Consider the following 25,350-nt stretch of genomic DNA (forward strand, 5'->3'; position numbering starts at 1 on the left):
TATGGCACCGATACCTGTTATAGCCATTTTTGACGTGGGTAAAACCAACAAAAAGCTGTTCCTTTTTGACGAGAACTATAAAATAGTTTTTGAAAGAACAGCCCGCTTTATCGAAACCCATGACGAGGATGGCGATGTTTGCGAAAACCTGGATAGTTTGCGTTTATCTGTATTCGACTCGCTGCGTGAGATCATATTTAAGCACAAAGAGCTTGATATTAAAGCGATCAATTTTTCAACCTATGGGGCCAGCTTGGTATATGTTGATGAAGATGGAAGGCCACTTACCCCCTTGTATAATTATCTGAAACCTTATCCACCAGAACTGAGCAAACAGTTTTATGATGCGTATGGCGACGAAGCCGCATTTGCCCGCGAAACAGCTTCTCCGGTATTAGGCAACCTTAACTCCGGCCTGCAGCTTTACCGTTTAAAATATCAACAGCCCCATATATTTGAAAAGGTAAAATATGCATTGCATCTGCCGCAATATATGAGCTCGCTGCTTACCGGTCAAATGGTAAGCGACCTCACCAGTATCGGATGCCATACAGCTCTTTGGGATTTTGGCAAAAACAACTATCATGACTGGCTAAGTAAAGAAGGCATCTTACCCAAAATGGCACCGCTTAAACCTGCAGATGATGTGCTGCCCGCCATATTTCCGGGAAATAGCTATAGCATAGGTATTGGCTTACATGATAGTTCGGCAGCGCTCATCCCCTATCTGGTGAGTTTTAATATGCCTTTTGTGCTCATATCAACCGGCACCTGGTCTATCAGCCTAAACCCCTTTAACCAAATGCCGCTTACCGAAGATGAATTGAAACACGACTGTCTTAACTATCTGCAATACAAAGGCAGCCCGGTTAAGGCATCGCGATTATTTAGTGGTTATGATTATGAGCAGCAGGTAAAACGTATAGCCGCACATTTTAACCAGGATGTGATCAAGTACCGTAACATGAATTTTGAGCCGGGCGTTGTTGCACAGCTACAAACTCAAAAAGTATTAAAGGGCAAATTCAATGAGGGCGAATTACAAAGGTCAGTTTTTGAACATCGCGACCTGCATGATTTTAAAACAGATACCGAAGCTTACCATCAACTAATGATGGATATTGTACAACAGCAAGTAACCTCAACCGGCTTTGTATTGCAGGGTTGTACAGTGCAAAGAATATTTGTAGATGGTGGCTTCAGTAAAAATGCCGTATTTATGCATCTGCTGGCTTTTGCTTTCCCACACTTGGAAGTGTACGCGGCCTCCATGGCACAGGCTACCGCTGTAGGTACAGCATTAGCCATTCACCAGGCCTGGAACAGCAAACCATTGCCGCATGACCTTATTGAGTTGAAATATTACTCGGGACAAAGTGAAACGCACCCCATTTAAAAAAATGCGGATGTCATGCTGAACCTGTCGAAGTATGGTGGACAAAGACCTCTCCACGCGAGTCTTCGACAGGCTCAGACTGATAGCTCTGCCCTTTATTGATTATTTCTCACCAATTCCAAAACATCCGCTATCAGCCTGGGATCTTTAATGATTCTTTCGTGCGTGGCATCGGGATATTCTTTCGACGTAATCATCGGATGTCTATTCAAAAGCTCCTGTGTGTAAGGAAAAGGCGTCATTTTATCATCCCGGTCATAGGCAAGCCAATGCTTTTGAGCGATATCCACGTTATATATATCGGCAAGATTAAAATACGATGTAGGCACATCAAATATTTCATTAAAATTTTCAAAAAACCTGCCCTGGGCCGTCTTGGGAACATCGGCGCTGTTCATGGTAGCTATAAAATTTTCCCTTAAATTCACCATAGGTGTTACACTGATCAGTAACGAAGGTTTGATGCCGGTTTGCTGAATAGCTATGGTATTGGCCATCACCCCTAAGGAATGCCCTATCATGATATCCGGCGCACCATAAGTACTGATGACGGCTTTCACCGCCTCTGCAAATAACAGCAGGTTGGATAATTCACCTTCGGAGCTGCCATTACCCGGGGCATCAAAGGCGATGATCTGCAGGTCATCAATGGCTCTGAGTGCGGTGATCAGATCGATAAAATCGGCGCCTTTGGAGCTCCAGCCATGTGTCAATAATACCTTATGGCTACCATTGCCCCATATATAACCATTAAATTTTAATATGGACTGACTAAAATGCGGGTCGTCAACTTCCAATGTAAATGGTGAAGCTTCATTTAGTAACTGCTGTTGCGGTAATCTCAACGGAAATTTTGGCGAGTAGCAGATCAGTTGCCAAATCAATGGAGTTATATCTTCGTTATCAACGTGTTGTAATTCCTTTACCCGGGTAAAAATTTCTTTTATTTTCTTCATAGGTGCAGATTGGTAGCCTCAAAGGTATAAACCGACTGCAAAAAACTCGCTCTTTATCGGGCGACTTTCTAAAAAAATGACATCATTACGAAGAATTAAAGAACTTCTATTTCCTACCGCTTCCCAGCCACAGCAGGGTATTCAGGATCAGTTTGTTCTGGATGTCGTTATCAAAGGTTTGCGATTGCTCTTTGTTTGTTCCGCCATCATAATCAATAGCATTATGCCCCATATTAAAGTAAACCATGCGGTAGTTTTTATTTGTCCATACTACCGGGTAATAGCCGCTGTGCCATATTTCGTATGGTTTTGGCCCTGTACCCAGTGGGAAACTGGTAGAATCGATAGACAGCAATATCTTGATATCCGGGTTGGTGCGCAGATCCTTTTCCCAGCGGTACCACTCATTTGGCGATGCTTTGAAGGTGACGGGTAAGCCTTTGGTAACCGGGTGTTTGCTATCCTCCACCCTTAAAATAGCTGAGGTGGGATGCCAGGTATTGCTTTTGTACTGCCCCGATCCCAGGAACTCGTTGTGATACCAATCCCAGTTTTGAGGATAATCAGACGGCGTAAGCGCGAAGGCCGAAAAGTGAAAACCCATCCAGCCGCCACCCTTTTTCATATATTGCTCAAAAGCAGCCCTTTGTGCAGGATCATCGGCACGGGTATCTAAAAATATAACCACCTGGTATTTGGCCAGAAACTCCGGGTTCATATTGCTCCAATTGTTGGTGGAGTCATAGGCAAAATTGTACTTTTTGGCCATGGCCGGGAACCACCGGTTAGCCTCGTGCATAAAGCTGATGTGCGCCTTATCATTACGCCCTGTATAAAAGGCTATTACCTTAAATTTTGGTTTTGCACCCTGTGCATGGGCGCTATATAAACTAAAGCATACAGCACAAATGGCAATAGCCAGCACTGCAATTTTCCGGATACCTGTACGGCTGATCATAGTTTAAAATGTGGTTTTGGTTAGAGCCATAAAACTAATTTATTTTTATAAACCCTGCACATCAAAACCGGGCATGAGAGGTGATGTAGGGGTGGTGCGAGAATCAAGAAGTTAGCGTCAAGAGATAAGACATTAACAATTGCCGGGGCTACCCGGCCCAAAAACTTTTTAAACCTTAAATTTTAACATTTTTCTGCTCAAAAACGGGGTAAAAACAGCCGAAAAATGATCGAAAAACATCGATTTTAACACCTTTTAACAAATTCCAAGGCGGTTTTAGCCTGTTTTTGAAACTTTAAAAAGTGTTATTTTATTGACTATCAAATAACTTCATAAAAATAAGCCCATTTTCGGGCTATTTTCTCCTTTAACTAAACAGCCCGGTTCTCCTTTTTAATCAGGAAAACCGGGCTGTTTTTATATACAAATATACGCATTTAAGTCCGAAGTTTTAAGCCTTAAAGTGCCGGTTAAGGGGCTAAAATTTAATTTATTTAGCCATTGATTTGATCCACAGAGCAATCTTACGCGCTTCTTCTTTGGGTACTTGTGGCATCGGTGGCATTGGTGTCGAATAATCAGGCCAGTGCTCGGGTTTGGGGCTATGGATCAGCTGTATAAGTTCGGTTACACTATATTTCCGTTTCGCCACATCTACGTATGCCGGGCCAACCTGTCTTTTGGTGGTATTATGACAAGATAGACAGGTATTTTTCAACAAAAGAGGCTGCACTTCGGCATAGGTAGGAATAGCATTTACCAACGCACCGGGTTTTAACGCCGTAGCCTTTTTAGTACCAATCCCTTTTTTAACGGCAGCCGAAGCCACTGCTTTGACCGAGTTTACCGTACTTACTTCGGTCATGGAAAGTTTTTGCCCTTCGGGGATATTATTCAAGGTGTAATAGGCTGTGGGATGCACCAGGTTAAAATAACTTTCCTTATCCCTGATGGCGGCAAGCGTAATGGTATGGATATAATACCTGCGTAAATTATTAACGATCAACCTTGCTTTTAAGCCATCCTCAGATACTTTAACCCCTGCTATGGGGCATTTTTCGGTATTCACCGGCGGACTACCATATACGCCGTGATATTTATAAATAAAACTTTCTATGGAGTAGGATGCAATATCTGCCGCCACCTTTTTATCAACCGGTTTGGTAAATTCTATTTCAAAACCATCGGGCATGGCCCTGATGGCGCGCATTTCAAACGGAACCCGGTTATTCCATACCAAACGCTGCAGGCCCATGGTTGCCTCCCCTGCCGATCCCCAGCCACGGTTGGTTTCGCCGGTAGCCAATGAGCCGTCGGACAGCCAGGCCAACCTTACGATGCCCGATTGAAAACCGCTTCTGAAAGCCCATGCCGCGCCCTGGTATTCGCCGTTAACTTTTTCCAGGAAGATCCGGTCGATCATGCTTTGTCCCTGATCGCAGATCAGTAGCTGCCCAGCAAACGGGCCAAATGCACCTTCGGGGATCTTCACAATTTCTGAATTGGAAATACCTAAGATGCCATGAGGTAACCAAACCGCAGGCAGCTGTAATTCCGGAAATTCTTTTTTAGCCTCAAACTCGGTCTTAAACTTTTCATTAACTATATCCTGTGGTTTTACCGGCTGTCCGTTTTTATCAAACTCTACCCGCGGGTTGTTTTTGGCAAAAAACTGCTCGGGCGTAAGCTTTAGCGGCGAGTTAGGCAAGCCTGTCCAAACCAGGCTTGAAGGGTGCCCCATGAAAGCCCCTTTTTTGATGGGCATAATACTGCCCGATCCAACCCAATCGCCCTGGTTATCGGCATACCACAATTCGCCATCAATCATACTGATACCGCAGGGCGAACGAAATCCTGCTGCCCATGGGGTAACCGTACCATCCTCTTTAATATTCAGGGCCCAACCGCGCCATGGTACAAAACTTTTAGGATGCCACCAATCGGGCGGAAAACCCAGGTTCAGGGTCACAAAAAATGAACCATCCGGCGCAATTTTAGGCCCGAAACTATATTCATGATAGTTGCCCGATAAAGGCCAGGCATAAATAGTTTCAAAAACATCGGCTTTGCCATCCATATTGGTATCCACCAGTTTGGTCAATTCACCGCGCTGAACAACGTATAAAGCGCCATCTTTCCAGGCGGCGCCCAAAACCTCATGTAAACCCGAAGCAAACTTGCGAAAGAAAGGATGCTGCCCGGTAGGATTTTCGACCATAAAAATATCCCCGCGACGGGTGGTTACCGCCAAGGTACCATTTGGCAAGGTACACAAACCGCCAACCTCTAATATGGTACCTTCGGGCGCAGGCACTTTCATGATCTTAAAAAAATCATCTTCTTTAGGCGATTCGGCCTGGGCAAAGGTATTTCTGATATCGCCTACCAACGCGATAATGACCAGCGTACATAAAAACGCGCCTCTTTTTATCATTTGTTTTAAAGTATTATCCATGATCAAGGCAGCTTAAAAAATGATAGAATAGGTTAACTTTTTTTGAATAGGGATGATGAGCTCCTGCTTCCCGTCTGCATCCCGAACAAGTGCTTTGGCCCCGCCAGCGTCATCAATACGGATGTAGTAAGATTTATCGTCAATAGCGTATAACCCGTTTCCAAGCGTTTCGACATTGCCTGTAGCCAGGTGGTAAAACAGGCCATCTACGGCATTGGCAAGCGTTATTTCCCGGTGGATGCCTTGTCCCTTATCCATCAAAGTACTGGCATCGTTTACCGGCACACCATAAATTAGGTATTTAAAGGCAGGCACATCATCGGCATTTAATACATAGCCTTTAGGTTTATAACCGGTGCCCGCGGTATCCAAAACCCAGGCGGCATTGGCATCATGGAGCTTTTCGATAGCGGGTACAGGCTTACCCAAATATTGAACAGAACCGGCCGGGCGGGATGAGCCGTCGCCCCTGTCGTGCCACATCGGTGTAGCATCCAGAAAGCCACCTCGCCAGATAGCTACTATCATCCCCTTGTCCAGATCATAAGTATAATTCAGCAATGCGGTACTGCCTACATTGACGCCATGCGTAACCCTGATGCCTCCCGGCAGATCTGAGAAACTGCGAACTATAGGACTGGAAGCAGCGTTGATCAAGATCGGATCAACCGGGTCATTGTTACTTACGTTGGCATCGCTTAGCAGATGCTCCCGCACGCCGGGGCCTGCTACGGTAAGTCCCAGGGCAGGTTTAGCCCAATCTATAGTTTTTGAATAGAACAATTCAAACGGATGATCGCCGGCTGGCAATTGTATTTTACCTTGCCCCGCGTTTTCGGTCAATGTCACAACATCTGTACCGTTAATACGAAATTTCCCCTTACCTCCCGGCACACTCAGCTTAAAAGCATACTCACCTGTTTCCTTAACCTGGATATTGCCGGTATACCGCATTAAAAAATCGTTATTCAGTTTACTCTGATTTGATGACAGCACAGGCGACGCTCCTTCCGACTCTGGCTTTAGCTTGTTATATGCATCCCCGGCCATATCACCGCCTTTATAAACCCGATATTTCAGGTTTGAAAGCGTTGGCTGCGGCTTATCATAACTAATTATCCTGATATTGCGGAAAGCCACCGCACCATGATCACCCTGTAAACGCAGCGGACCAGTTGCTGTTTCCACCTTATCAAAAGCACCCCGGGTTGGCCCGCTAAGCTCTACATTGTCCTGGATCAAAACACCATTTAACCAAATATAAAGCACTTTGGCATTGGCGATCTTTTGCCCCTTACCATCAAAGCGCGGTGCCTGGAACGAAATTTTTATATGCTGCCACAAACCCGGCGCACGACTGGCATTTTGCCTTGGCGCATGGCCATCATAACCTTGCTGTCCATCTGGTTTGCTATCATCCCAACGCTCATAAATACCACCGTTATCGCCCGATTTAGGATTTACCGTTCCCCAGCTATCCAAAAGCTGAATTTCATAACGCCCCTGCAAATAGATGCCCGAGTTTGATCCTCTGGCCATCATATAATCAAGCTCCAGATCGGCGTCGCCGTAAACAGTTTTGGTAAACAGGTCTTTTGCGCCTTTTTTGCCGGGCAGGTTTACCAAAATTCCGGTACCCTCTTTAAGGGTTAAAACTTCATCCTGCGCGATATCGGCCTGTACGCCGCCCGCTATTTTCCAGTTTGATGAAGGGTTATCGAAAAAAGAAAGGTCATGAAAAGATACCGCGTTTTGCGCCCTCACCTGCTGGTAACCCAACAGACAAAAACACGCTATCCAAAACTTTTTCCGGCCGGATAGTTTAGGAAATTGATTAAAACAATCCATCGATTTTTAATATAATATGGTTTATTGGTTATCGGGTATACTATAATACCTGATTTACACTGGCAATGCCAAGATAATTATTTTTAACAATCGATTGCGAGAAATTAAAAAATAGTTTTTTTTAATTCTCTAAGTTGCTGAATATTGAATAGGCGAAATGATTGATTTCTTTATTATACAGCGGCCGGAGACCGGGTAATAACTGTCACTCGGCTGGAGCCCTTAAGTGTTGGGAAGACATAAATTTATACCAAACATTGTCATTTCGATGAGCAGAAGCTGAGGTCTGGGCACGAGGGCGAAGAGAAATTTTATACGATTTGCTTATCTCGACGTATAAGATTTCTCCTCGTACCTCGTTCGAAATGACAACTTTTTCTTCTTCCCAACACTTGAGGGCCGGAGCCGCGCGACGGCGAGGAATAGTACCCATTACCCGGTAATAAGTTAAAAACCCTGCCAGTCTGAGCCTGTTGAAGACCCGCGCGCAGAGGCCTGCTCACCATGACAGCTTTTTTCTGCATGACACATAAACCCCTCCCTGCTTTTGCGCACATGTCAGCCGCGCCCCTCCCGTGGGGAGGGAATCGCACCCAGGGCAGTGCTTTTAAAAAGAAAACCCGCTATCCAGCATCAGAGACTCGGAATAGCGGGGTAAAAGGTCGGTTATTTCAAAAAGACTATCTGCCGGGGTAATACTTTTTCATATAGGCTGCATCGGTAGCCGTAATGGTGGTATTATTGGCAGCTATGGCTACATTGTTTGTTGTAAACCGGGCCGGAACGGGGTAGTGCATAATGGATGATTTGTCATAGGTGAGCAGGTTACTTCCGGTTCTTGGGCCAACCCATAGTACATTAAAATCTATCTGGTCTTTAGTCCAGAAGTTGGGGGCGCCCTCATAGTAAGCGTATACCGCGTCTTTGTTCCATGGGATGTTAGCATCAGGGTGTGCCTGTTCATGCTGTAAACCCAGCACGTGACCAAATTCATGGGTGGTGGTTCTCCTGAATTCCTCGTCGGAAGTATTGTTGTCAAACCAGCCAAAGTTAACCGATTGACTCTGACCACGGCCATCTATCCCCACGTAGGCCCAGGAGCCCCCGTCGCCATTGTGTTTAAAGCCTACAGTAAGATCTGCAGCGGCATTATCGGCCACAAACTGAAAGGTTACATTGGCGCTGCTTTCCCAGCTTTTGGCATATTGCTGCACTTTTCCGCGTACAAATGAGGTTCCCTCGCCGCTAATAAAGCGTACCTTGATGGTGCGGCCGTTGGTCCATAATTTGTTGTTGGGTCCCCAGCTTTCGGTTACCGGGCCGCCTGTTATGGTTTTCATTTGGCAGCTAAAATCCGCGAAAAGCGTTTCTTTTGCCGCAGCGTCTTTTTGCGGTACATTTTCTTCGTTGTTGTTGTTTTTTTTGCAACCCGTGGCAGCCAGCAGCGCCAGGGAGATGAGCAGGAGATTGGTTGTTTTCATCGGTAATAGTTAATTATGATTTATTATTTAAGATATTTCACATATTCATAAGATAAGGTTTATAAGAAAATTTGTGTATTGATCAACGGATCATCAATTTTCTGAGGAAAATTGTGCACTACATGATCCATGGATGTATAAATTACCAGGCTGTAATTTTTAATATTACCAATAATCGGTATATAATCGGGGTTATAAATGCCAAATTAATAAAATAATTATATGTTTTTATATTATTTAAAAAAATATACAATTATTTTATAAGAAAGCACAAACAATAGATATTGTATATGGTGAAGGTTTTGGAAGTCTATAAAATTAAAGATGTTATACTGAGATAGATCGAAGTATGGCGGGCAGGCCTGTGCAATCTACCCTTCGACGGGGCGCTCTGGGTGACACCCGTCTCTCTTAATTAAAAGAAAAAACAGCTATAAAAAAACAACAGCCGCTGCATTGCTGCAGGCGGCCGTCTCTAAGTTATTATCCCTAATTTATAACTTATTATCTTTATCCTGCTATTGCAGGTTCATGAACTTATTAATAACGTTTACCATCAATGAACTGTAGTGTAGTAGATTTAAGTAGTAATGTTTCTTCATAAATATCTTTAGCTTTTGTATGGTCAAAGATATATAGCCCGTTTAAAAACAACAGTAGTGATACTACGGTTTTACTATGCGGGTTTTACGCAAATTGCTACGTGTGCCTGCGAGCTATACCTTTTACCCCGGCAGCACCGGCAGGCCCAACCGCCCCAGTTAAGCCCTTATCGCCGGTATCACCTTTAGGCCCTGCAGCACCGTCCTTGCTGCAAGAGATCGTGAACAGCATAATGGCTGTTGTTAATATTAGTAATGCGTAATTAATTTTCTTCATATTCATAAATCTCAAAATCTGAAAAAGCAGCGCTCGAAAAATTGTCGTTAGTATTCCAGCAATATTTTCTTTTGCAATAATCCTCAAATCAAACAGGCCGGACAATCGCAGAAAACCATGATTTTTTGAAATGGATCATGAGATATAAAAAATGCAGAATAGCTGTCGCCGAAAAGGGCCGACCGGCAGTAAAAAGCAAAAAAGAGACAAATGCCTCCCTTTTGCTCCCGTCCTGGTAAAGCGGAATGGTATCATATTTTGAATAATATTTACACCGGATTAGTCTAAGGTATGGACTTTGGAGTTTTTAAAAAGATTGATCCACCCACTTTTACCGATCATGTAAGTAGTGAGTTTATTTTCATCGTTTTCTGCAGATGGATAGATATCAAATATGAGATTATTCATTCCGAATAAATTCTTTTTACGGGGTACTATCTTGCATTTATTTAGAGTTATCTCGTTGTCTTTGTAACTATCGTATAAACCTAATATGTATTTGTAAAAATCGGCCTCCTCTTTCAACGACGAAAAATTAATTATCGGTTCAAACGTAATTCCGGTTGTTTTCATGGTTGCGTAAGAAAGGTATTCGATCTCCTCCGCCTCTATGGAGTAAAGTCCAAAATCCATTATTAATCCGGTACTTTTAGAGCCGATTAATTTAGGTGTCTTCTTTCCTTTTTCTATTTTAGCTTCTTCTTTGGTTTTGCCAACCTTAAATTGTGAGTAGCCAGCAATGGGCAGGAGCAAGGCAATACTCAACAGTGATAATAGTTTGTTCATTTTTTTATGTTTTTGATTTGCAGGTAACCACAAAAGTAACTCATAAACAATGAATTACATATACCAGTTTCTGGGTATTTATTGATAGCGAATGATCTAATATCGAACGCCGGATGCCCAATATCGACTAATGAACAATCATTAGATGCGCAAAAATGCTCAATTTTTTGCAGCGGCCGGATGGCTGCCCAAATACTGATATAGCTGGGTTCCAGTAAGCAGGAAAGCGCCTACACCATACACCTCGGTACTATCCTCCGTAACCGCATCGGGGCTGGCGCCTATACGTTGTACATACCCCAGCATCCCATCTGCATGAACCGAAGTGACCAATGCCGCCCAGGCTTTTTTTACTACGGGCCAGTAGGTTTTGTTATCCAGCATACCATGGTTAAGCCCCCAGAGCAAGGCATAGCAATAAAAACCAGTACCGCTTGTTTCTTTAACCGGGTAGCTTTCCGGGTCGAGCAATGAGGCATGCCAGCTGCCATCCGGTTGTTGCAATGAAGCTATTTTAGAAGCCATATCGCGGTATAGTTTTTCAAATTTCTTTTTATCGGGATTATTGGAGGGCATATTTTCCATCACCCTTACCAGGCCTGCCAATACCCAGCCATTGCCCCTTGCCCAAAAGATTTTCTTGCCGTTCTTTTCTTTTTTATCCAGGTAGCTGCCATCCCTAAAATACAGGTGTTCGGCAGGGTCATACAGGTAATCGGTTGTTTTCCACCAGAGTTTTGCGGCTGTATTGAGGTATTGCTGATTGCCGGTAGCTATACTCAAATAACTCAAAGCGGTGGGTCCCATAAACAAGGCATCGCACCAGGCCCATTCCCTGGAGGCTATATGGTTCTTCCACTCCAGCGACTCATCATGCGGCTTATTCACAATGCTATCGGCCAGCAAAATAAAGGGCGCAATCATTTTTTTATCCTTGTATTTGGTATATAGCAAAGAATAGGTTTGGCCTATGCAATAATCATCGGCCATAAAACGATCGCGCCCGGTATTCCAACCCAGATCGTTGGCGATGTTCACCAGGGTGGTTAAATATTTTTCGTTGTTTTTGATAGATCCCAGCGCATAAATACCGGTATAACAGGCGGCATTTGTCCAATCAACCTTAGCATGTTTAAAACCATTCGTGTTCCAGTCGTTAATTTGCCAGTCGGCAACCCGGTGCATCATATTGAGGACATAGGCTTTTTGCAGCAGGGAATCAGGTTTAAGCATTGAATCTGCGGCATAGGCTTTTATGCCCACGATGAGCAATAACAATAACGAACAAATACGTTTGAATTTTAGCGGGAAGATCATTTTGCGTGTTTTTAGGTTAGGCTTTAAAGATAAAATATTTTACCTAAAATTGATTACTTCACCACTGTAGCTTCCAGCTCAACTTTTAGTGTTTCAAAAAGGCTTTTCACTTCCAACAAAGTAAGCGATTGTTTGATGCCATGTTTGGCTACCCAATCCTGGAAAATCTGGAAGTGCGGCCAAAGTTCCGCTGTAGAGGTTGTATAGATATTTAGCCTCACAATACCTTCAGGCTTGTATCCGGCCTCGGTTATCACGTGCTCCAAATTTTGCAGGGCTTTTATTAATTGGGTTTTCATATCCTCATTACTGGATATTCCGTCGGCACTGATGGCCGTTTGCCCAGAAATGTACAGGGTACTTTCTACGTGTTTTACTTCAACAGCCTGTACATAGCTGCGTTTATCCTGCCATTGCCAGGGATTAATGATCCTTTTTTCCATCTTATTGTTTTTGGGGGTTTGCGCCCATGCGGGCATTGTAGTTATCAATAGTAATGCTAAAATTTTCGCTGTTTTTTTCATGCTCATCGTTTAAAATTCACATGGCAAAACTGCTGATAACACCCGGAATGAGCTGTTGACAAACCTCACGATTATCATGTGAGGAATGTCACACTAAGAAGATAGGCGGCTCAGGGTTTCGCGCGAAACACCCAGGTAGGCAGCCAGCAGGCTTTTGGGTACCCGCTGAATAAGGGAGGGAGATTGTTTAAGCAGCTGTTCGTAACGCTCTCTGGAGCTTAAGGTTAGCCAGGAAATGATGCGCCGTTGTGATGCGATAAAACCAAAATTGGCTTTCTCCAGGAAAAAACGCACCATTTCAGGGAGATCGTCACAAAGTTTTTTGTACCCATCGAGCGAAAGGCAGAGTACTTCGGTATCTTCCAGACACTCTAACGACAGGGTTGCTTTGGTTTGCGTATAAAAGGCGTAGAAATCGCTCTCCCACCAGTCTTCCATGGCAAAAGAAACGATGTGTTCCTTCGCTGCTTCATCAGTATACACCAGTTTTAAAAGTCCGGAGAGCACAAAATAATGATACTTTACCGCTTCGCCTTCCTGTATCAGAAATTGATGTTTTTTATACTTTTTAACTGTAAAATGCGACCATACGAAGGTGAACTCCTCATCCGTGAGCGATATTATTTTTTCTATATGTTTCCGTAATATCTCCTGCATGTATTAAGAGGCGGCTATCGTTCGGGCGTAATAATGCATATCCCACTTGCTCCTGCTATAATAGCTTGGGTTGCCATACCATAAAATAGGGAATGCTCTACCACGCCCGGGATCATTTTTAAATCGATGTTGAGTTGTTGCCACTTCGGCGCATGGGTAAAGCGGATATCGGCCAGCAGGTTACCGTTATCAGAAATAACGGCGCCATCTTTCTGATCGCCTGTGCGTAACTTGATCTCAGCGTCGGGATAAGCGGCCGACCGGAGCCGGGCCAGCACAATCTGTAAAGCCTGGGGCAATATCTCAATCACCAGTGGATAGGTCGTATTCAATTGCGGTACAAATTTGGCATCATCGCCCATCAAAATAAATTCCGAAGCCATGGAGGCCAGTATCTTTTCGGTGGTATGGATACCGCCGCCACTTTTCAGGGCATTTAGTTGTTTGTCGAACTGGTCGCAGCCATCAAAATAAATATCCAGGTGATTTACCATGGCCGGTGTTTTTATCGTCAAGTTTTTTTCCTGCAGATAAACGTTTGTTTTAAATGAGGAAGAAACCAATACCAGGGAAGTGGCCAACTCCGGATTACTGCTGATCATATCAACCAGGTGAAATACCGTTGTACCGGCTCCGAGGCCAATGGTTTGTCCTGCTTTAATCCATTCAAATGCGGCTTTGGCAGCCTCCTGTTTGTAATCGGCCATAACGTTTTACTTTATCGCCGCAAGATAGCTCATATCCCCTCAATAAAAAAAGCATTGATGCCGGCTACATCTGAAAGATAGGTGGCCATGCTGGTTATTTTACCACCAGCTACCTCAAACACTATGGCTACCTGTTCATCCAATAACAGATCGCCGCGACTGGCCGTGTTGTGTAAAGACAAGGTGAAACCATTCAACCCTATAAGGATATGTTTCAAGTCGAACTTAACACCGAAATATTTGAGGCCCTGTGCCCGTTTGATAATGGCCTCTGCCCCATTTGCCGGGCCGGATAGCAAACTGGTACCAGGCAAGGTCCAGCCTGCATCATCTGCCAGTATGGAATGCATGGTTTCCCAGTCGTTGCTTTTTAATGCGTTGATAAAAGTTTGAGCAATGCTCAGTTTTTCGGCATCGGTTGGTTGGATATTGTTGGATTCTGAAGTTTTCATGATAGTATTTTTATTATTAAGGGATCGAGATTTAAAGGAGCGGATACGGTTGCTGATAAAGCGTACCTGTTTTTGATATAAGATGCATCGTTATAAGCCACATGCACGGTTTGTTCTTCATCCTGCCAGGTTACAATCTTTAGCGGCAGATCAAGCGCGGCTAATGGATTTTCGATCATCACCGGTCCGCCGGCTTTGGGGTTACCAAATAACAGAAACTCCAAAGGCGGGATAACCCGCCCCGCTTTTTGCAATTCCTGCTGCTGGTCTATCCGGGCGTAAACGGTTACCTGATGCTGTTCCAAAGCAGCCTGCAAACGGTTGATGGTTTCTTTTACAGAATACGGACTTTTGCGGATGGTAACACCTGTAGGATTAGTCATGATAATATTTTTAAATGGTACAACGCTGTAAAAGCAGGTGGCAACGGCTTGCTTTATAAAACTCCGCCTGGTATAGCCGTTGGGACTTCCCAAGCCGTTGCGCTGCTCCTCAAACATCACACACTGAAAAAATTAGTTTAATGGATCGGCCAACGGAAAATCAACAGGGATATCCGTTAAGGCAAATACATAATTGGTAAATATGCGTACGGTAACTAAACCTATCAGTTCCATTACAGCGGCTTCGTTATAACCAGCAGCGAAAAAGTTTTCCAACACCTGCGGATCGGCATGGCCTTTATTGATGGTTATGGATTGGGCCAATTGCAATAAAGCATTCAGCTTTTCGTCGTTGGTTTTACCCCTTCTGATATCCAGGGTTTCTTCCTTAGTAAATCCATTTTTTATAGCGGCCAAAGTATGCCCTGCCAAACAGTAGGCACAGCCGTTTATTTCGGATACGATGAGCGCGATGGCCTCCCTTTCTTTGGCGCGAAGTACGCCATGGCTCAATTCGGCATCAAAGTCCACAAAACCTTTTAATGCGTGCTCTGAATAACCCATGGTAGCATACAGGTTGGGCATACGGCCTATACGTTTCTGAAACTGATCAAATATAACTTGTGAGCCTTCGCTTACCTGGTCTCTGGTGGGCACTGGTATTGTTTTCATGATATTAAATTTACAGGTTGAATTATTATTTAGATTTTTGACGAAGATAAACTCTTGCCGATTCGCTCATGGTGATGATGGCGCCACCCAGGATAACCAGATCTTTAAGCACCAGACGGCCACGACCAGAAAGATACGGAAATCCCCACTGCTCATCGGTAAGGTGTGGCACCCAGCTCTCGGGCGTGGTTATCAAAAAGGAAAGCGTGCCCAGCGTAAGTATGGCAATAAGCAGGCTGGCTACCATGCTGGGCAGCGGCGCTACTTTATATAAGGCTACCAATACCGCCAGTGTTACCAGGAAAACACCCAAACCTTTTGAAAAACCATAGGTGTTATTTTCGGTATTCCATTGATGATTAGCGATGATCAGTTCACCTTCCTTGTTTTGATGGTGTTTATATTCAGTTGGATGATTGTAGAAAAATGACATGAAGGGGCTGTTGGCCACAAAGGGTACGATCCCATCGGCTTCATAAGTAAAAAACTTGAGGCCGCCTATCCAAAGAAATACGACTATGATGCCAAAACGGATAACCTTTTTACCGAATTGGTCGAGGTTGGCAATGTTGTTGATGATGGAAGTTTTCATGATGTGATTTTGTTTAGTCAAAACTACATCAGTTAACCATCCTGCAACATGGACGAATGTGGCTATTGCTTGGACAAATCTGCCACTATGGAGATGCCGGTTTTATCGCGGAAGGTTTGGGGCGAAACTTTGGTCACTTTTTTAAAAACACGACTAAAATAAAACTCGTCCTGAAATTTTAAATTATAGGCAATTTCCTTGATGCTTTGCCGGGTAAGATGGAGTTGTTTTTTAGCTTCGAGGATCAAGCGCTCCTGTATCAGTTGCGAGGGTGTTTTTTTGAAATATCGCATACACCGCTTGCTGAAAGTATTGGGCGACATGGCCAGCAATTGCGCGTAATCATTAGGCTTATGCAGCGTCAGAAAATGCTGATTCAACAGGCGGCTGAATTGCTCCATCTGCTCATCCTTTTCTTTACGGTCCTGATGATTGTCGATCAGTTTTATTTTAATGGAGCTTGACTTGGCCAGGAACAGCTGCAGGTAAGCCCTGAGTACGATCTCGGAAGGCGAATCCTGCCCAAATTCCTTATCCACTTCGGTTAACAATTGCTCGAATACACGGGCATCATCAAGGTTTAGCTTAACACAAGGCTGTATATAAACATTATTGAACAGCAGGCCGTTACAAGCCACTTCTTCGCGATGGTATTCGATACAATAAAAATCGCCGTGAAACTGCAGCATGGTTAGCGGCGCCAGCTTTTGATGTTTAAGGTAAATAACCTGCAGCGGGGTTGCAAACAGCAGTATAGGACCGGCATAGTTAAAAGAGCCAAAATCGGCATGGTAAACACCCTCACCTTCGGGGATAAAAAGGATGGTGTATTCCGAAAACTGAGCCGGAGAGCTCAACAGATCGGTATCCGCGTTTTTTAGTCCGATCAGGTACTCGCCCGATCTTGAAAATACTTCTTGCATTAATTTATGTTACGCCAAAAGTAGCTATTGAGCGGCTCTTTTGGTGCATCTGCACCAATAAAAAAGGGAGCAATTAATAACAACTGCTCCCCTTTTTAAGATTACTGACTATTTCAATTGTTTAGTGACCGATATTTCAATAGCGTGGAAATAATTGGTTCCACCCCATGTTTCCAGGATCTTGAACCTGATGTACCTTACCTCTGGACCATTTGCTGGGAAGTTGAACGGTTCGCCGGCGGCAGCAAATGCTTTATCCTCATCTGAATTTTGCCCGCGAGGTAGGCCCGAAGGTTTATAGGAAGTAAAGCTGGCCAATTGGGTCCAGCCGTTAAAGCTGCCAGATGGGTCGGGCGTGCTGTTGGTTCCCCATATTTCAAAGCGTTTAGCATTTCCTACATCATACAAGGCCGACATCCTTTGCCATAGCTTTAACTGTGTGAGGGTTGCCGATTGCCCCAGATCAATAGTGAACCAGATCGGGAAGTCGGTACCCGGCGTGTGGAAGCCCGGCTCATTGGTGCTGTTATCCCACAAGAATGGAAGCACCCACCCATAGGCCGTGCCTACATCTGTTGGTAAATAAACAGCCTTAAATAGGCTCTTATCCATTTCAATAGTCCCGATAATCGTCGGGAATTTATCATAGCTCAGGGCATTAAATGTATCTACAGCATCTTTTACCGGTTTATATGACGACCGGTATGTTACATCTGTGCCATACTTATAATCAGACAGGGTTATGGAGTTGCTATCGGCCACAAAGGAGCGTTCCGTCGTGGTTCCTAATTTATTGGTATATCTTACCGTGGTAGCCACATTTCCCGTATCGGCCTTGTTAAAGTTGAGGGTAACAGAACCATCACTATGCGTAACATAGGGGTTGGCGGCATTATACGCCCTGTTTAAAAGTGTCGACTGGTATGTGGGGCCATATACCCTTACATTATTGATGTCCTGACCGATGGATGGGTTATTATCCTTATCATACGCGATAATATGAAAGCTATATACATACTCCTGCAAGTTAGGTATATTCACTACAACGGAATCGCCCGGGTTATGACTGGTAGCGTTAAGCAGCAGGGAATCAAGACCATTATTCCACTTAACCACATACCTCCTGATACTCGGATCGGGACTTGGGTGCCAGACCAGCACGGCACGCAGGTTACCGGAATGATAATTCAATCCGGCGGCTAATCCGGGATAGGTTACCTCATGATTATCTAAAAACGACTTATAATCCGTATCATATTTTTTGCAACCTGTAATGGCCAAACACATGAACAAGAAAACAGTAACGTTGAATGCTATTTTCATTTCTTTAAGTTTTAATTAACGATTTACTGTACAGGTGCGCCAAACAGGGTGATCTCTTTGGCATTCACATAATCAAGTCCGGCCCAGGTTTGTGTACACTGGAAACGTATGTATTTTACAGCCGGCATCTGGCTTACATTAGGCATATTAAAGCTAAAGCCGTTTGCACCTGCTGTAGCTTTATCGGCATCGGTAGCCTGGTTTGGTGGTGCGCCCGATGGTGGCAATGGTACCACAAAGTTGCCCAGGTTTACCCAATCGCCCATGACGGTACCTACAGCGGTAACGGTAGCCGGCCACGATGGATAATCGCCCGGATTATCTTTTGTTGAACCCCAAATAGTAAACTGGCGACTATTTTGATAACCCCATATATCGGGCAACCTGTTGTATAGTACCACACGGCTTATTTTGGCCAGCGGGCCTATACCAAAACTGCATATTTTTAAAGGAGCACTGGTGGTGTGCCATCCCGGATCGCCAAGATTGTTATCAAAAAGGTATTTAAGTTCCCAGCCGTAACCTATCGGGCTGTCGGTGCCTAAATGAAACGTAAAGAATTTACTTTTGTCTAATTGTGTTTCAAACAATGGGGTAAGTTCTTTGGTAACCGTATCCGATACGTTGCCAAACCTGTCGGTTGTAAAAACGGCGAATTTGGTATTCTTTACCGAAAAGCCCCGAACCGATATATTCACCGTATCATTACTCAGGTATTGCGGGTCTTGCTCATCATATACCTTAGTGCCTTCATTGTATGATAAAATGTGTATGGCTACCGGTGTTTTATTAGGGTTAAGACCATAAAAGTTGGCCCCGCCAAAATCAGGGGTAATCGCCAGGTTATCATTTATGAGCAGATAATTAGGTATCTTGGGATTAACCTTAACCGTTATCGGGTCTGAAATGATATTGGCACGGCTTACCGCGTTCAGCGTTACCGTATACTCTTTAGCTTTGGCAAAACCATCAACCATTACCGTATCGGTATAATAGCTGGCTTTGGTTTGCCTTACCACTTTATCATTGATGTTATACGTTGCAAGAACATATAACAGGTTCTTTGAATCGGGCAGGGTGTAGGTTATGCGGGCCGAGCCATTCAGATTCTCTACTTTTACATTAGTAACCACACCCGGCTTGGTTTTGTCGTTAGATACGATCTCGATATTTGACTGCCCCTTTTTACAGGCGATCAAAAGCACCACGAGCAGTACCGCTACATAAAGTATCGATACTATGGATCTGCCGTTATTAATCTTTTTCATAATTTATATTTTATATTAATTATTTATCAATAATGCCTTAGTCTCAACTACTACCAGTAGGGGTTTTGGGTAAGGTTTTCGTTTACCACCAGGTCTGTTGAGCTGATAGGCCATAAATAATCACGTAAGCCAAAAAGCGGCGTGATCACGTTGGTTGGGCGATAATAATTTGCCGATGTAGCCTGATTAATATTCCAGCCTTGCACGGGGCGGCTTAGTACGTCCTGTAATTCTTTCCACCGACGCAGATCCCAACCTATCTGACCTTCAAAAGCCAACTCTATCCTTCGTTCCTGGTGTATGATCTGGCGCAGACCATCTTTTGAACCCGGCTTGGATGGATTCTTCGAGAAACTGTTCCATGAATCCACCACGCCTTTTAGGCCTGCCCGCGCACGCACCTGATCAATGTAGGAATACACTTCGGCTGTGGGGCCTTGTACTTCATTTAAAGCTTCGGCATATAATAGGTACAAACCTGATAAGCGAATAAGCGGCAGGTGAAAATCAACCGTGGTAAAAGATTGATCCATTACGGTTTGATAGTTACCTAATTTTTTGGGCCATATACCGGTTATATTGGTTGAGTTGAAGCTTTTTGGACCCGCCAAGCCAAAAATACCACGGGCCTGCACATAATAAGCTTTGCTTTGATCTGTAACCCCGTTACCAAACCAGATACCACCATCAAAACCTATCGAGGCGTAAAACCTCCTTTCGCGGTTAAAATTCTCGCGGGCGGTTTCATATCCCTGTTCTATATAATCTTTGTTAGCATCATCACCAACCTGGGGTATAAAACGATTGGTATAATCAAAATTCTTATCCTCAACCAGCGGTACGCCATTGTTGGTATAAAACAGCTCCGACTCGGCCAATGGTACAGCCCAGTTTGAGGGGTATGTATTGGCCATACCTACTGCCGCACTGGTTAATTTAGGGATAACATAACCCTGGTAACCAAAGGTGTAGTTGAGCGCCCATATCAGCTCCGGGTTTTGCTCCCACTTATCCGTAATGGTAAGCTGCAGCGTTAATACCTTCTTCAGTTCGTCAGATACGTTGATATTACCGGTTGGTGGTAAAGTATACAATTTAAGGCCCTGCGCCTCGCATTCGGTTATGGCAGCTTTGCAGGCATCTGCCGCTTTTTGCCATTTAGAGGCATCATACGAAGTAGAAAACAAGCTTTTACCTGCCTTATCCTTAAATCCCTGGTAATCTGGATTGCCATTAAACAGCGGACTTGCAGCTGTGGTTAAAACCTCGGCCTTTACGCTCATGGCTATAAACTTGGTGATACGTCCAAATTCCTGAGCCTGATTTTGAATATTTGGCGGCAGATCGGGTATGGCCTGATCTAATAGGGATACTACGTAAGCAAATGATTCATCAACCGATGCCCTTTTGCGCTTCAAAGTATCGGGTGGGGCATCAATAGGATAACTATCCTTAATCAGCACCATGGGACCATACATCCTGATGAGGTAATAGTGGTAATAAGCTTTCAGGAATTTCACTTCAGCTATCCAGCGTTTTTTTTCATCGGCCCCCAGGTCTATGGGCTTATCAATATTCTCCAGCATGATGTTACACCTCCTGATAGCCTGAAAGAGCGGAGCGCCGCCATTGCTGTTTCCCCAGTAATTTAATGAGGGGCTGCCGGTGTTTTGTGTCCCCCGGATGAGGTCGAAGCCCCGCTGGTCAAAAAAGTTGGTCGTTAAATTGTTAGGATATACAATTTCGGCAGAAGTGGTAAAACCCGCGTTATAAATTACGTTTGAGGTTTGCTGCATAGTTGAATAACAGGCAAACAGATAATTTTCGGCTTCGTTACGGTTTCTGAAGGCATACTCCAATGTACCAACGTTACTCGGGGTAACATCCAGATATTTTTTGCAGGATACTCCTGTTGTACAAAGCGTTATTGCCAGTAATAATTTATAATATGATCTCATATCGTTCTCTTTTTAAATCGGTTTGTAATTATAAATTCACATTCAGACCTACGTTAAACACCTTTTGAATGGGGTAAGCAAACCCGTTGCCGCCCTGCTCCGGATCCCATAGTTTGAAGGGGCTCCAGGTAAACAGGTTCAATCCGTTAAAATAAATGCGGCAATTGGTCAGTTTCATGGCCTTTGCTATACGCGTTGGCAGGGTATAGCCGATCTCTAATGATTTCAACCGCAAAAAACTGGCATCGCGCAGCCACCAGGTGCTGGGTTGCAGGTTGTTGGCTATTACTGTTTGGTTGGTACCTAATCTTGGATACAAAGCGTATAAATTCTGGTTCTCTTCAGACCAATGATCATTGGCAAATGCTTTCAGAACCTGCGTGTTACCATAAATGTACTGGTCGGGACTTGGTATGAAAGGGCTTACCCTATTAGGATCAACAAAGAAGGAAACCCTGGCCTGCCCCTGGAAGAATGCAGAAAGGTCAAATCCTTTAAAGCCTGTTGAGAAACCAAAGCCGTAAACAATTTCGGGCGTTTGCGGATAGCCCAGGAAGGTAAGGTCGAGATTGTCAATTTTACCGTCACCATTCAAATCACGGTATTTGATATCGCCCCCTTTTGGTGGTGCGGAAGAAAAATTCTGAGTTGGCGAGTTACGGGCTTCCTGATCGTCAACAAATAACCTCTCGGCCACATAACCGTAACCGCGACTAATTGGCTGGCCAATAAAGTGGCGCCATGGCTCGGCATAGTTAGGCTCTTCTATGTAGGTGTATTTATTGGTTGAATAAGTAAAGTTACCCCTGAACGATGCCCATAAACCATTGCTAAAGCTTTGTTTATAATCGGCAGATAAGTCGATACCTTTTGAATCAACCTGGCCTAAGTTGGTGGCGATGGATGTTTCAAAACCCTCGGTAGCCGGCACCAACCTATCCCGCAGAATATTATAGCGGTGATTTTTGTAAAACTCAGCAATAATGTTCAGGTTTTTTAACACAGTCATCTCCACCGCAACGTTGGTTTGTCTTGAGGTTTCCCAGGTAATATTATTATTATCATAGCTTACAATAGTTAAACCTTTACGCTCATAGGAATTGTTGAAACCAAACTGAGCATAGTTGTAACCCTCGTTAAAGTGCACATCAGACAGGTAGTAGAAACGTTGCGCGCCAATAGCATCATTACCCACCAAACCGTAACTTCCACGGATCTTTAACCGGTCAATAAATGATGGATTCCAGAACGACTCGTTGGATATTACCCATGAAGCGCCGATAGTTGGGAAAAAGCCATAACGGTGATTGGCCGAAAATCGCTCAGAACCATTATACCCAAAGTTAAACTCGGCAAAATACTTGCTTTTGTACCCGTAGGTTGCCCGGCCTGCTAAACCCAGGTTACGGTATGGCAACGAGTACTGTAAGGATACAGCGTTGGTTTTGGGATCAATAGCGTTGGAGTTAACAGTTTGCTGAGCTGTACCAATCAATGTGGCATTGATGTTATGGCTGCCCAGCTGTTTGTTATAATCAAGCGCGGTTTGCAGATAAAAGAAAGTATCGGCATTAGGTGTACTGCGTGAATAAGACAGGTATTCCTGCGCTACGTTATTGCCTGTAGGCTGCGGATTGAGCCAGGTTAAGGTATAATTATTGCTTTGCTTATCATAGGAACCTATGTTGTAATAAAATGGATTATAAGCCAACTGCGAATCAAAATAAGAGTGTCTGTTGGTACTGAATATACTCCGGAATTTTAAACCATCAGTTACAAAACCCAGGTTCTGGTTTAGCTCCAGTTGTGCCTGCATGCGTGATTCTGACGAATTTTTGTGGCCGCGTAACAAAGCAGCGTATGGGTTATTATATAAAATGCTGTTACTGCTGGTGCCATCAACACCGCCTACATTACCAAATAAAATATGCTGCGCGTTTGCATTAGCGGCATCTGGCTGATAATAGGCCGGGAATAATACAGGGCTGGTATGTATGGCCACATTGTACAGATCGGACGCAAAAGAACCATCGGAAGTAATTGGGCCGTTATATTCATTAAAGTTACCCCATAACCTTACAATAACTTCGGTTGTTTTGGTGAGGTTGATGTTTACGTTTGACCGTAACTGGTAATTCCTGAACTTTACATTGTTATCATTATTATTACGGATATCGGTATTCAACACCCCATTATCCACGTTGTAAGTACCGGTGATATAATACTTCGCCAAACCCGAACCACCGCTAACGCTCATGTTGTTACGCATAGTGGTAGCATTCTTTTTAAACAACATCTTTAACCAGTCCACAGCGGGATACACATAAGGGTTACTGCCTGCGCCACCGTTAAGGGTGTTTTGAGTATTGTTAATTCTGGTTTGTGTAAAGGGTAATGGCAATGTGGGATCGCGGGTGAGGGTGGCCTCATTATACAGGTTCATGTACTCGATAGGATCAACCAGGTCAAGCGTTCTTGTTGATTGTGATAAGGAATACTCCGAGCGGAAGTTGATCTTGGCGGGCCCCTCTTTACCTTCTTTTGTACTTACCAGGATAACGCCATTGGCACCCCTGGCTCCATAAAGCGCGGTGGCGCTGGCATCTTTTAATATCACAAAGCTGGCTATATCATCCACCTGCAAACGGGCAAGGTCGGTAGTGGTTAGCTCCACGTTATCGATCAATATCAGCGGATCCTGCTTATAACCGAAAGTGGTTACACCACGCACAAAGAAGGAGGCATTATCCTGCCCCGGCTGGCCGCTGCGCTGATAGGCGATAATACCGGCAGCCTGCCCGGCAAGCGCCGCGGTGAGGTTACTCGCCGGAATTTTCAATTCGCTGGGTTTAATACTGGTAACCGACCCAACAAGGGCCTCCTTGCGTTCCTTTTTACCAAAGGCCGTAACCACAACCTCATCGGCAAGCAGCTTATCCTCTTTAAGCGCCACATTAAAGATCTTGTTTTGTGCCGATACGGTAAATGATTGGGCCTTGAAGCCTACAAAGGAAATCCTCAATACCGAGCCATCCTCTACATCAAGGATAAACCTACCGTTACCATCAGTTACCGTACCAACCTTGGAATTACCCACCACAGAGATAGTTACACCAGGTAGCTTCACATGTGCGGTATCAGATACAGTACCGGTAACAGTTATTTTCGTTTGTGCGTGGGCAATATTATAAAATAAGGCTAATGTTAAAAACACCAAGCAACATCTTATCAAAAACCGCCCGGGCTGCTCATACTTTTTAAAAAGTGCTTTACTAAAAATGTAAGATTGCTTCATAAAATTGGGTTCATAAAAATTATTTTAATTAATCAAGGTTTAATCAAATAGGGATGTACTATCCACCGGATAGTGCAGGAAATTGGTGAATTACCGGTTGATTGTTTTTTGCATCCGGGTTATATTTTGACCGGATACAACTTCAGGCTTCCGTTTGATCATTATTGGTTTTACGATGAACCCAACAGGCAATAGCAATCCTGTTAAGTCTTTTTTTTGTTTCAAAACTTTTAATAATAATTGCCTATTATTTAGACATATAGGCCCGATAGATTACCTGAATAAAGGACAAGCCGGTGCTCGCTTTCCCGCTGGTGTGGTAGTCAGTTTTTTACATACTTAATTGGTTTAGTTTACAATTGGTTTTGTAAATGTAAGTGGAAGCATCACATTTAAAAATGGATAAACTTTCAAAAAAGATGGACAATTTTATGAATTTACAACCCAGGCGTGGTTTTGTCCATTATTTATTGATTACCAAAAAGCAACTGTAAAAAATTGTGGGTGAGTCCCTTAAGAA

Annotated in this window: 21 protein-coding genes; 1 reads left to right on the forward strand and 20 read right to left on the reverse strand. The window is 43.9% G+C overall.

Annotation, left to right across the window (positions count from 1 at the left end; genetic code table 11):
• The first annotated feature begins 1 nt into the window (after position 1).
• On the forward strand, positions 2–1,396 hold the full coding sequence (locus tag FHW89_RS08600) for an FGGY-family carbohydrate kinase (RefSeq protein ID WP_172334623.1): 1,395 nt from the start codon (positions 2–4) through the stop codon (positions 1,394–1,396).
• A 95-nt stretch (positions 1,397–1,491) separates the two neighbouring features.
• On the opposite strand, the gene FHW89_RS08605 is transcribed toward FHW89_RS08600, so the two are convergent.
• The 20 genes from FHW89_RS08605 to FHW89_RS08700 form a co-directional block, all read right to left on the reverse strand.
• Positions 1,492–2,352, reverse strand: a complete 861-nt coding sequence (locus tag FHW89_RS08605) for an alpha/beta fold hydrolase (RefSeq protein ID WP_172334624.1) — start codon at positions 2,350–2,352, stop codon at positions 1,492–1,494.
• Positions 2,353–2,458: 106 nt separating this feature from the next.
• Positions 2,459–3,310 (reverse strand): ThuA domain-containing protein, encoded by an 852-nt coding sequence (locus tag FHW89_RS08610; protein ID WP_172334625.1) that lies wholly within the window; start codon positions 3,308–3,310, stop codon positions 2,459–2,461.
• A 490-nt stretch (positions 3,311–3,800) separates the two neighbouring features.
• Entirely contained in the window at positions 3,801–5,765 is a 1,965-nt protein-coding gene (locus tag FHW89_RS08615; RefSeq protein WP_172334626.1) for a hypothetical protein, read from the reverse strand.
• A gap of 12 nt (positions 5,766–5,777) precedes the next feature.
• Entirely contained in the window at positions 5,778–7,613 is a 1,836-nt protein-coding gene (locus FHW89_RS08620; RefSeq protein WP_172334627.1) for a family 16 glycoside hydrolase, read from the reverse strand.
• A gap of 680 nt (positions 7,614–8,293) precedes the next feature.
• Positions 8,294–9,094, reverse strand: a complete 801-nt coding sequence (locus FHW89_RS08625; RefSeq protein ID WP_172334628.1) for a M12 family metallopeptidase — start codon at positions 9,092–9,094, stop codon at positions 8,294–8,296.
• Positions 9,095–9,793: 699 nt separating this feature from the next.
• Complete coding sequence (locus FHW89_RS08630) at positions 9,794–9,973, reverse strand: hypothetical protein (RefSeq protein WP_172334629.1); 180 nt, start codon at positions 9,971–9,973, stop codon at positions 9,794–9,796.
• Between the two features lie 279 nt (positions 9,974–10,252).
• Positions 10,253–10,759, reverse strand: coding sequence for a hypothetical protein (locus FHW89_RS08635; RefSeq protein ID WP_172334630.1), 507 nt, complete (start codon positions 10,757–10,759; stop codon positions 10,253–10,255).
• Between the two features lie 159 nt (positions 10,760–10,918).
• Entirely contained in the window at positions 10,919–12,076 is a 1,158-nt protein-coding gene (locus FHW89_RS08640; RefSeq protein ID WP_172334631.1) for a glycoside hydrolase family 105 protein, read from the reverse strand.
• A 53-nt stretch (positions 12,077–12,129) separates the two neighbouring features.
• Complete coding sequence (locus FHW89_RS08645) at positions 12,130–12,600, reverse strand: RidA family protein (RefSeq protein ID WP_253952200.1); 471 nt, start codon at positions 12,598–12,600, stop codon at positions 12,130–12,132.
• A 93-nt stretch (positions 12,601–12,693) separates the two neighbouring features.
• The gene (locus FHW89_RS08650; RefSeq protein WP_172334632.1) at positions 12,694–13,257 is read right to left on the reverse strand and encodes a Crp/Fnr family transcriptional regulator; all 564 of its coding nucleotides are present in this window, start codon (positions 13,255–13,257) and stop codon (positions 12,694–12,696) included.
• A gap of 14 nt (positions 13,258–13,271) precedes the next feature.
• Positions 13,272–13,964 (reverse strand): ribose 5-phosphate isomerase A, encoded by a 693-nt coding sequence (rpiA, locus tag FHW89_RS08655; protein WP_172334633.1) that lies wholly within the window; start codon positions 13,962–13,964, stop codon positions 13,272–13,274.
• Between the two features lie 29 nt (positions 13,965–13,993).
• The gene (locus tag FHW89_RS08660; RefSeq protein WP_172334634.1) at positions 13,994–14,416 is read right to left on the reverse strand and encodes a nuclear transport factor 2 family protein; all 423 of its coding nucleotides are present in this window, start codon (positions 14,414–14,416) and stop codon (positions 13,994–13,996) included.
• Positions 14,413–14,799 carry a DUF302 domain-containing protein gene (locus FHW89_RS08665; RefSeq protein WP_216650518.1) on the reverse strand — a complete coding sequence of 129 codons (387 nt, stop codon included), beginning with the start codon at positions 14,797–14,799 and terminating at the stop codon, positions 14,413–14,415. The genes FHW89_RS08660 and FHW89_RS08665 overlap by 4 nt, the downstream gene beginning before the upstream one ends.
• 132 nt (positions 14,800–14,931) lie before the next feature.
• Positions 14,932–15,471, reverse strand: coding sequence for a carboxymuconolactone decarboxylase family protein (locus tag FHW89_RS08670; RefSeq protein ID WP_172334635.1), 540 nt, complete (start codon positions 15,469–15,471; stop codon positions 14,932–14,934).
• Between the two features lie 25 nt (positions 15,472–15,496).
• Entirely contained in the window at positions 15,497–16,063 is a 567-nt protein-coding gene (locus FHW89_RS08675) for a DUF417 family protein (protein ID WP_172334636.1), read from the reverse strand.
• 62 nt (positions 16,064–16,125) lie between these two features.
• Positions 16,126–16,986 (reverse strand): AraC family transcriptional regulator, encoded by an 861-nt coding sequence (locus FHW89_RS08680; RefSeq protein ID WP_172334637.1) that lies wholly within the window; start codon positions 16,984–16,986, stop codon positions 16,126–16,128.
• Positions 16,987–17,094: 108 nt separating this feature from the next.
• Positions 17,095–18,309, reverse strand: coding sequence for a DUF4998 domain-containing protein (locus FHW89_RS08685; protein ID WP_172334638.1), 1,215 nt, complete (start codon positions 18,307–18,309; stop codon positions 17,095–17,097).
• 23 nt (positions 18,310–18,332) lie between these two features.
• Positions 18,333–19,577 carry a DUF4959 domain-containing protein gene (locus FHW89_RS08690; RefSeq protein WP_172334639.1) on the reverse strand — a complete coding sequence of 415 codons (1,245 nt, stop codon included), beginning with the start codon at positions 19,575–19,577 and terminating at the stop codon, positions 18,333–18,335.
• Between the two features lie 50 nt (positions 19,578–19,627).
• Positions 19,628–21,535 carry a RagB/SusD family nutrient uptake outer membrane protein gene (locus tag FHW89_RS08695; RefSeq protein WP_172334640.1) on the reverse strand — a complete coding sequence of 636 codons (1,908 nt, stop codon included), beginning with the start codon at positions 21,533–21,535 and terminating at the stop codon, positions 19,628–19,630.
• A 28-nt stretch (positions 21,536–21,563) separates the two neighbouring features.
• Positions 21,564–24,749 (reverse strand): SusC/RagA family TonB-linked outer membrane protein, encoded by a 3,186-nt coding sequence (locus FHW89_RS08700; RefSeq protein WP_371742437.1) that lies wholly within the window; start codon positions 24,747–24,749, stop codon positions 21,564–21,566.
• Positions 24,750–25,350: the final 601 nt, after the last annotated feature.

It is taken from the genome of Mucilaginibacter sp. SG564 (assembly GCF_013149275.1).
Lineage (GTDB): Bacteria > Bacteroidota > Bacteroidia > Sphingobacteriales > Sphingobacteriaceae > Mucilaginibacter.